The following is an 8,154-nucleotide window of genomic DNA, read 5'->3' as shown; positions in this document are numbered from 1 at the left end:
GTCTCTATTATTGTTGGCTAAAAGTGAGCGTGAGCTCTACTGAACTTTCCGTATTTACTCTGATAAATTGTAGTCCATGAATTTGATTGCTATGCCATTTTTTATTGTTAAGGATAATTGGGCGCTGCCATGAGATCATCGCGATATCGTCTAAAAACAGTGTACTTTCGCCACTGCTTGGTGGTGACATGGAGAGGCCAAATTGCACGCCTCTAGCTGGTAACCTTTTGTCTCCGAGCACCACAGAGTCGTCCGGTAACACGATGTCTTGCTTAAACGACTGCCACTCATAATCCCCCGCAGATTTGAGTACCGGGTTCGACTCCGAAAATACAAGGCTGTCTTCAGATGTTAAAACGCGAATATCGGCTTTGAACTCTCCCGCGTTGCTTCCTTTGGCATAGCCAAAAAGTGTCAGGTCGTGATAGGCCAAAGCAGTACTTGGAGCTGGCGTAATCGGCATGGTGCGAATGGTATGTTTGAAAGGCACTCTGGTTGGTGTTTCATCGAATTGAGTGCGCTGTAAACACAATCCTTGTACTCCTCTAAATTTACCCACTAAGCATGGCGCAATATCATCAGACTCTATAAGCCAGCGTGACACCTCACCTTGCTCGCTGTCGCTGTCCCAATCTTCAAAATCACCGAAAAAGAGTAAATCGCGGCCAAGGGTCAGCTGAGCTTGTGAGTCTGTGCTGACTATTTGACTCACGTATTCGGCACTTGTTGCGTACTGGCGTAAATCAATAATATGTTCTCCGGCTGCCAAGCTTATTACCTGCTGGCTTGTCTCTGTTGCCTGTACTGGCTTGTCAAAAGCCACCTCAGCAAACCCTGCTTGCAATGAAATGCCAATTTCAGGAGATGAAAACTCTGCTATTCGTTTCAGCAATGCGTTTGCCAAATCACCACTGACTAGCTTGGGCACATAGTCTTCCAAATAAACTGGGTAGGCCTTTAATGCGGTAATAGTGGGCGCGCCTGCGGTATCTAACTCAACGATAGTTATCAAACCTAAAAAAGTTTCAAGGCGATTTTGCTCGAATACGAAGTTGCCGAGTCCCAATATAGCTGGAACATCATTATATAACCCAAACCCTTGAGCAACGTGTGGATGATGCGCAATCATCAGATTTGCGCCACTTTGAGACAGCAGCTCGAAGCGGTTGGAAATATACGCAGTGGGGGCATAGGAGTACTCATCACCGCCATGTAGCTGTGCAATAACAAAATGATTGTCAAGCCTCGATTGCCTGATTGTGCCGCTTACCCCATTGGGAGCGGTAAGATCTGCTGCACCGCCTTTTGAGTCTGAGGCGACATAAGTGACAGCATGCTGATCGCCAGTAATCGATGTAGCCGATACTAAATCTAGCGTTGTTTCACCGAGTACAAAACGATAAGGCGCAAAAGCTGATTGTGCATCTTCTCCTGCACCACTGTGTTTTAAACCTGCTTGCTCAACGTATTGGATGGTGTCCTTAAGCCCCGTGGACTGGTAGTCGTAGACATGGTTATTGCCCAGCGCAACATAGTCAACTCCAAGGTCATTTAAGGCGATAAGCGACTCTGGCAGGCTAAAAAAGGCAAACTCTTTAGTAGGATGAACGGTCGTGGGATTGTTAAGAATTGGCGACTCTAAGTTGACCGAGGCAAAATCCACATGTTGAAATAAAGGGGACATATACTTTACTAGTGCTTGAGCGTCTGGGCCTGCAGTAGCAGGCTGGATAAGGCCATCACTGGTACTAGAAAGAGAGTTACCCATGGTAATGAGGGTTGGGTTAAAGTAACGGCGCCCAAACATGGTATCACCGGCAAACAGTAACGTTTTAATGGTGTTAGATTTTGGTTTTAGCTCGATGGCGAGTTGTTGTTTGTCACTGCTGTGATTGGCTAAGGTGAATACTAATGGCAAGTACTCGGGATGTTCTATGGTAGCAACATAAGTGCCAAATGGCAGTGCTGACAAGTCAATGATCCCGCTGCCGTTAGCAATGAATGCTTGATCGTTAATGATGAGCTTTGCTTGACTAATGGGGTTACCCGCACTGTTTTGCAGCTGCACGCTCAAATTTGCCGTATCGTTATCTCTATCTTGCTGACTTTGGTCTTCGTTTCTATCGGTTTGGGACGGGCCGGTTTCATTCGGATCTTCAACTGAGCAGGCCGTTAGTAATAATAGTAACGCGAGACTTAATAAATTTTTCATTGTTACAAACCTGCTTTCAAAAAAGAAACATTATCCAGTTCTTTTGTATTATATATGTGGCAGTCGCTGCGTTGCAATCATCTCTATTAAAAGTAAGTTTCCAAATCAAATGCTTAATTAAAGGGGAAGCGCGAGTATTAATAAACTGTTTTGATTGCACTTAGTATAGGACAGAAATTAGCGTACTGAGTTAAAATTCTGTTCAATATTCTTTACGTTTTCCTAGTCGCCCAGCTATTCTTAGAGTATGATCCAGTCAATCGTGTAAACCCGCTTTGAGGAACAAATGCGTCTAGAGATACATTGCGCTGACCGTATTGGTATTGCCCAAGAAATTCTCAATATCTTGGTGAGTTATCGTGTGGACTTAAAAGGTATAGAAGTTGACTCGGTAAATTGTCGAATGTACGTGAGCTTTCCGCCCATAGAATTTGAACAGTTTCAAAAGATCATGCCTGAAATCCGTTTGATCGATGGGGTTGAAGATGTTCGTACCACTGCGTTTTTACCGTCAGAGCGAGAGCATAATGAGTTAAATACGCTACTGAGTGCTTTACCTGATGGGGTCATTTCTATCGATGCAAAAGGATGGGTGCGTCATTGCAACGATGCCGCTTGTCGTGATCTGAATATGCTTGAAAAAGAAGTGATCGGTGCGAATATTAATAACCTATTGAAAGGGTTTAACTTTACTCGTTGGTTAGAGGGTAAAGAGGTATTAGGGCAGACAACTCGTGTTGAGGTCGGTGGTGAAGATTTTATCGCAGATATTTTACCTATCTCTGTTCCTCAAGGTATTGAAGGCGATGTACTCGCTGGGGCCGTGATCAACATTAAGTCTCAGTCACGCTTAGGGCAGCAAGTCAGTGCGTTTCGTCGTTACGGCCAAGAAAGCTTTGCAACTATCCACAACCACAGCACAGCAATGCGCAGAGTGGTTCGAGAGGCTAGAAAAATGGCGCAGCTGGAAGCCCCCATCTTAATTACTGGTGAAACTGGAACGGGTAAAGAGTTATTAGCTAGGTCTTGTCACTACGCTTCGAATCGTTCCTTAAAACCGTTTATTGCCCTTTCTTGCGCTTCTTTACCGGATGATGTCGCAGAATCTGAGCTGTTTGGCTACGCCGGATACGAGGAAAATGCAGCACCCAAGCGTGGAGTATTAGAGCAAGCAGACGGTGGCACGGTATTTTTAGATGAAGTCGGTGAAATGTCTACGCAATTGCAGACTAAGCTTCTACGCTTTTTGCAAGATGGAACCTTCCGCAAGGTGGGAGATGAAAACGAAGTTAAAGTGAATGTTAGGATCATCGCCGCGACGCAAAAAGATCTGCCTGCTATGGTTCAAGAGGGGGCATTTAGAGAAGATCTTTATTATCGCATCAATGTGCTTACACTTGAGATTGCACCACTGAGGGACAGAAAAGCCGATATTGGTCCATTGGCTGAGCACTTTGTTCAAAAGTATGCACAGCAAAATGGTCACCCAGCTCCTACTTTTGCGAAAGAGTGTATTGAATTTTTAGAGCAGTACCCTTGGCCTGGAAACGTTAGACAGTTGGAAAATGCGATTTATCGTGCCGTTTCGTTATTGGACGACAAAGAGCTTCGGACAGAGCATCTAAACCTACCAACCTTTACTCATGACTTAGGTTATTTAGAGTCAGACTTTGAAGGGACGTTAGACCAAGCAGTTAAACGCTTTGAAGCGACCTTACTGAGAAAACTTTACCCTGCTTACCCGAGCTCTAGGCAGCTTGCAAAACGACTGGGCCTCAGTCATACGGCAGTAGCTAACAAGCTGCGGGAATATGGCATTAACAGAAAAACGGTCAAAGTGTAATCTTAACCTTGTAAAGGTCGCTTGCCGCGACCTTTATGATTTCGTGCCCATGTCCTTTGTAACGCCATCGACTTTGACATTCTCAATACCATCATCATCGAATGAAAGGGTAATACTGACATTATCTCTAGCAAAGAAATAATCAATGCCATTTACGGTCAAGACATAATTTCCTTTTACAGCGTTTTTAAAGTCTTTCTTGACCAGCGCAATAGTATGATCAGCAATGTTCCATGTGAACTCAGAAATGAACCCTTGATTGAACTCCTGAATCCATATTCGGGTGTCATCTTTACTTAACGTTATTGCGACAGAGTATGACTCTGGCAATTCTGACATATCGTATTGGTTAGCACCTATGCGAAATTTCTCAGCTTGCTTATTCCAAGCAAAACCAAACTCAAACGCTTTATCTACCCCAGTCGGATAAGTTAGGGTTCCTTCGCCTTTAAAGTCAAAATCAGCGTAGCAAGCACTTGAAAATGCAAGCAATGTAGAACAGGTAATTAGGGATAATATGTTCATCGGGTTCACTTCTATTTTTACATTTAATTTAGTTTACCAAAGTCGTTATCGCAAGGAATAAACGGAACTTGTCGACATTTATCGGCTGGGGAGTAGCGTAGCAAAATAATCACTTTAGAATATGAACTGCTATGCTAGAATCGAAAAATTGTTAACTGGTTAGACCATTGCTATGAACTTATATTTTCGTTTAATACTGCTATTTTGGAAAATAAGACAAAACAAACAAAAGGCAGATTCTATTCTTTCTGCGGTTGATATTGAGTATCGGGCTCTACCGAGCGATTGTGATATCAACATGCACTTAACGAATTCGCGCTACCTTGCATTTATGGATCTCGCAAGAACGTGGATGACTGAACGGGTGGGGCTATTTGCTGCGGTGATGAAGCGTCGCTGGTTCCCCATAGTAAACGCCACAGCTATTACTTACATCCGTGATATTAAACCACTACAAAAATTTACTATTACCACTAAAGTGGTGGGTTGGGACCATAAGTATTTCTATATTGAACAAAGGTTTCACTCAACACGAGGCTTACATGCCATTGCTTACGTTCGCGGCGTATTTAAGCGTAAAGGTGGAGTAGTTGCAGTTGAAGAAATGCTAGAGGTTGCTGAATTTAAAGGAGAGGCACCAATTTTACCGCCTGAAATCATGCATTGGAAGGCAATGCTTGAAGCGAAAAAGAACAGCAATTTATAACTAAAAACATAGCATAAAGGCCACGAAAGTGGCCTTGGGGATTGAGAAAGTAACAGTAAATCTGTTTTTTAGTTAGAACTTGTATTTAACACCGAACATTGCAACAACTGGGTCCAGCTCGACATCAGAAGTGAGTGCTTTTACGCCATTTGCATACACAGTTGCATCTGTGTTGATGTCCATTTTAGAAATCATACCGTGAAGGCCCCATTTCTCATTTAAGTCGTAGTTAAAACCAACCTGTAATGCAATACCAAACGAGCTGTCTAAATCAAGATCAACATCATTTGTTTTTAATGTTGCTTTTAATGCTGCGCTTGGCTCTTCATCAAAGAACACCGTATAGTTCAAACCGGCACCAATAAATGGACGGAACTTAGCTGAAGCATCAAAGAAGTGATATTGAGCCAGTAACGTTGGTGGTAGATGTTTTACATCTGCAATCTCATTGCCTGCTAAACCACCAGCGCCATCTACAGTATGAGAAAATGGTGTCGCTGCAACTAATTCAAACACGATGTTATCGTTGTAGTGATAGTCTACCGTGATACCAAGCTGTGTATTTGAGTCAGCAACTAAGCCAAGGGATTTATCTTGGTCAATTGCCGAAGCTGTGTTGTCAGGGTTTACGTTAATCGCACCAACATTGACACTGAATTTTGCTTGTGCGAAGGGAGCAGCAACTAACAGAGTAGATAAAAGTGCAGCAGTTAAAGTTTTCATTTTCTTCTCCTAACCCTATGTGAGGACGTTTTTTAAACTGTGAAACAGTGTGTGTTTTCAATATGGTCATCATAAGAGCCTTCAAAAATAGAAAAGCTGTTCTAGATCAATTTTTAAATTGTATAGGTTCAGAAATTTTTGAAACTTTGATTTAGATTAAGTTTTCACTTGTCATTAACCTGCATTAAAACTGCAATGCTTTGGTCAAAGTTGCCCCTTTTAATAGCGAATAGGTTTTTACTACAACGATGCTTAATTATGTCACTAGCCTTAGAGCAACAATACCATACGTCCTATGCTGTAGAGATATTACGACACTTAATTCAAGCGCCTTCAGTGACGCCGTGCGATGCAGGTACCATAGCGTTTATGTCGGCGCAATTAGCCAGCTTGGGTTTTAGCATTGAGACATTTGAAGTGCAGGGCGTTAAAAACTTAATTGCAAGCTACCACTTTTCGGATGGGCCTACATTGGCATTTTCTGGCCATGTTGATGTTGTCCCAGCAAGTGATAAAGGCTGGATAGTGCCTCCATTTAGCGCGCAGGTGGTAGATGACGTTATATATGGTCGCGGGGCCGCTGATATGAAAGGTGGCGTTGCAGCCATGCTAGCTGCAACGCGAACATTACTACAGAGTCAGCAAGACCTTCAGGGAAGTTTCTACTGGTTGCTCACCTCAGATGAAGAGGGGGAAGCTGAATTTGGCTCAAAGTTAATTGCACAGCGTTTGTTAGACAAAGGCATTGAACTTAACGCTTGCCTTGTGGGAGAGCCAACTTCTCATCAGGCGGTTGGAGATACCATCAAAAATGGCCGGCGAGGTGCAATTTCTGGTCGCATACATATTAAGGGGCGAGCGGGGCATGTTGCTTATCCTGAGCAAACCGTAAATGCGGCGCATATCGCTGGACAGCTAGTAAGTCAGCTTGCCATCTTACCTTGGTGGAAAGATGAAGCAGGGTCGCAAACCACTTTGCAAGTGACCGGGATCACGGTCCCCAACATCGTTGATAATCTAGTGCCTTCAGAATGTGAGATCACTTTTAATATTCGCTATAGCCATGCGTATAAAAGCCAAGAAGTTATTCATTACATTCAAGAGTCGTTGGCAAAGTCAGGTGCAATTTCAGAGATCTTGTGGGAGCGCCCTTGTGAGTCATTCTATACAGGCGCAAAGCAGGATAATTGCTTTTTGAGTCTGGTTGAACAGGCGGTAAAGGAAAGCACCGGTCAGTATCCTGCTTTGAGCACAGCAGGCGGAACATCGGATGGTCGCTTTTATGCTACTGACAAAACCCAAGTGATTGAGTGTGGTGTAAAGAACGATTCCATTCACCAAGTGAATGAACATGTATCGCTGATGGACCTTTGTACCATTGAAAAAATATATACCTCTGTTTTAAAAAGATTTTTTAAAAAAAGTGATTTTTTTTGAAAAATTTTTCTTGAAATTAAATTTGCTGACCATAAATAGGGTTATGAGGTCGCCGATAGGGGCCTATACTAAATTAACTATTTGTTTTTAAAGTGCTTATTGGTTCTGTTGAAGAGTGAGCACCTATGTATAGCTTTAAGAGGATACAGATTATGCGTACAGTAGATTTATCACCACTTTATCGTTCATTTATCGGTTTTGATCACCTAGCGTCAATGATGGATGCGGCTGCAAGAACAGACAAACAGCCAAGTTATCCGCCATACAACATCGAGGCTCTAGGTAAAGATAAATACCAAATTACCATGGCTGTTGCCGGATTTACGGAGCAAGAGCTTACACTGGAATCAGAAAATAACACCTTGACGGTTAAAGGCAAAAAGCAACAAGCTGAAGAGTCAAAAGAGCGTAAGTTTATTCACCAAGGTATTGCGGAACGCGAATTTGAGCGCAAGTTCCAGTTGGGGGATCACGTTAAGGTGTTAGGTGCAGACTTAAATCATGGCTTACTGGTTATCGACCTTGAGCGTGAAATTCCAGAGGCACTAAAACCAAGAAAAATAGAAATTGGTTCAAGCAAATTGTTAGAAAGTAAGTAACAAGAACCAAGCCTGCAGTTTTCCAACCCGCCGCCGCAAGGCGGCTTTTTTGTTGATATAACCAAAACAAACGCTTATCGTGGTAGTGTCATTATCTAGGGCCTGTTGG

Annotated in this window: 7 protein-coding genes; 4 read left to right on the top strand and 3 right to left on the bottom strand. The window is 42.9% G+C overall.

The window, feature by feature from the left end:
* Nucleotides 1-7 precede the first annotated feature (7 nt).
* Nucleotides 8-2,212 (bottom strand): CapA family protein, encoded by a 2,205-nt coding sequence (locus tag CEX98_RS10785; RefSeq protein WP_172439754.1) that lies wholly within the window; start codon nt 2,210-2,212, stop codon nt 8-10.
* A 286-nt stretch (nt 2,213-2,498) separates the two neighbouring features.
* Here CEX98_RS10785 and tyrR point away from each other — a divergent pair, with 286 nt between their 5' ends.
* A complete protein-coding gene (gene tyrR / locus CEX98_RS10780; RefSeq protein WP_099642076.1) occupies nt 2,499-4,055 on the top strand; it encodes a transcriptional regulator TyrR in 1,557 nt (518 codons plus the stop codon).
* 33 nt (nt 4,056-4,088) lie between these two features.
* On the opposite strand, the gene CEX98_RS10775 is transcribed toward tyrR, so the two are convergent.
* Nucleotides 4,089-4,580 carry a hypothetical protein gene (locus tag CEX98_RS10775; RefSeq protein WP_099642075.1) on the bottom strand — a complete coding sequence of 164 codons (492 nt, stop codon included), beginning with the start codon at nt 4,578-4,580 and terminating at the stop codon, nt 4,089-4,091.
* Between the two features lie 172 nt (nt 4,581-4,752).
* Here CEX98_RS10775 and CEX98_RS10770 point away from each other — a divergent pair, with 172 nt between their 5' ends.
* Entirely contained in the window at nt 4,753-5,286 is a 534-nt protein-coding gene (locus CEX98_RS10770) for a thioesterase family protein (RefSeq protein WP_099642074.1), read from the top strand.
* A gap of 72 nt (nt 5,287-5,358) precedes the next feature.
* On the opposite strand, the gene CEX98_RS10765 is transcribed toward CEX98_RS10770, so the two are convergent.
* A complete protein-coding gene (locus tag CEX98_RS10765; protein ID WP_099642073.1) occupies nt 5,359-6,009 on the bottom strand; it encodes an OmpW/AlkL family protein in 651 nt (216 codons plus the stop codon).
* Between the two features lie 258 nt (nt 6,010-6,267).
* Between CEX98_RS10765 and dapE the strand changes: the two genes are divergently transcribed.
* Entirely contained in the window at nt 6,268-7,446 is a 1,179-nt protein-coding gene (gene dapE / locus CEX98_RS10760; protein WP_099642072.1) for a succinyl-diaminopimelate desuccinylase, read from the top strand.
* 152 nt (nt 7,447-7,598) lie between these two features.
* On the top strand, nt 7,599-8,045 hold the full coding sequence (locus tag CEX98_RS10755) for an Hsp20 family protein (protein ID WP_099642071.1): 447 nt from the start codon (nt 7,599-7,601) through the stop codon (nt 8,043-8,045).
* The last annotated feature ends 109 nt before the right edge of the window (nt 8,046-8,154 follow it).

The organism is Pseudoalteromonas piscicida, from assembly GCF_002744175.1.
Classification (GTDB): domain Bacteria; phylum Pseudomonadota; class Gammaproteobacteria; order Enterobacterales; family Alteromonadaceae; genus Pseudoalteromonas; species Pseudoalteromonas piscicida_B.
The sequence above is the reverse complement of the archived record's forward strand: the minus strand, read 5'-3'. Positions and strand labels throughout refer to the sequence as shown.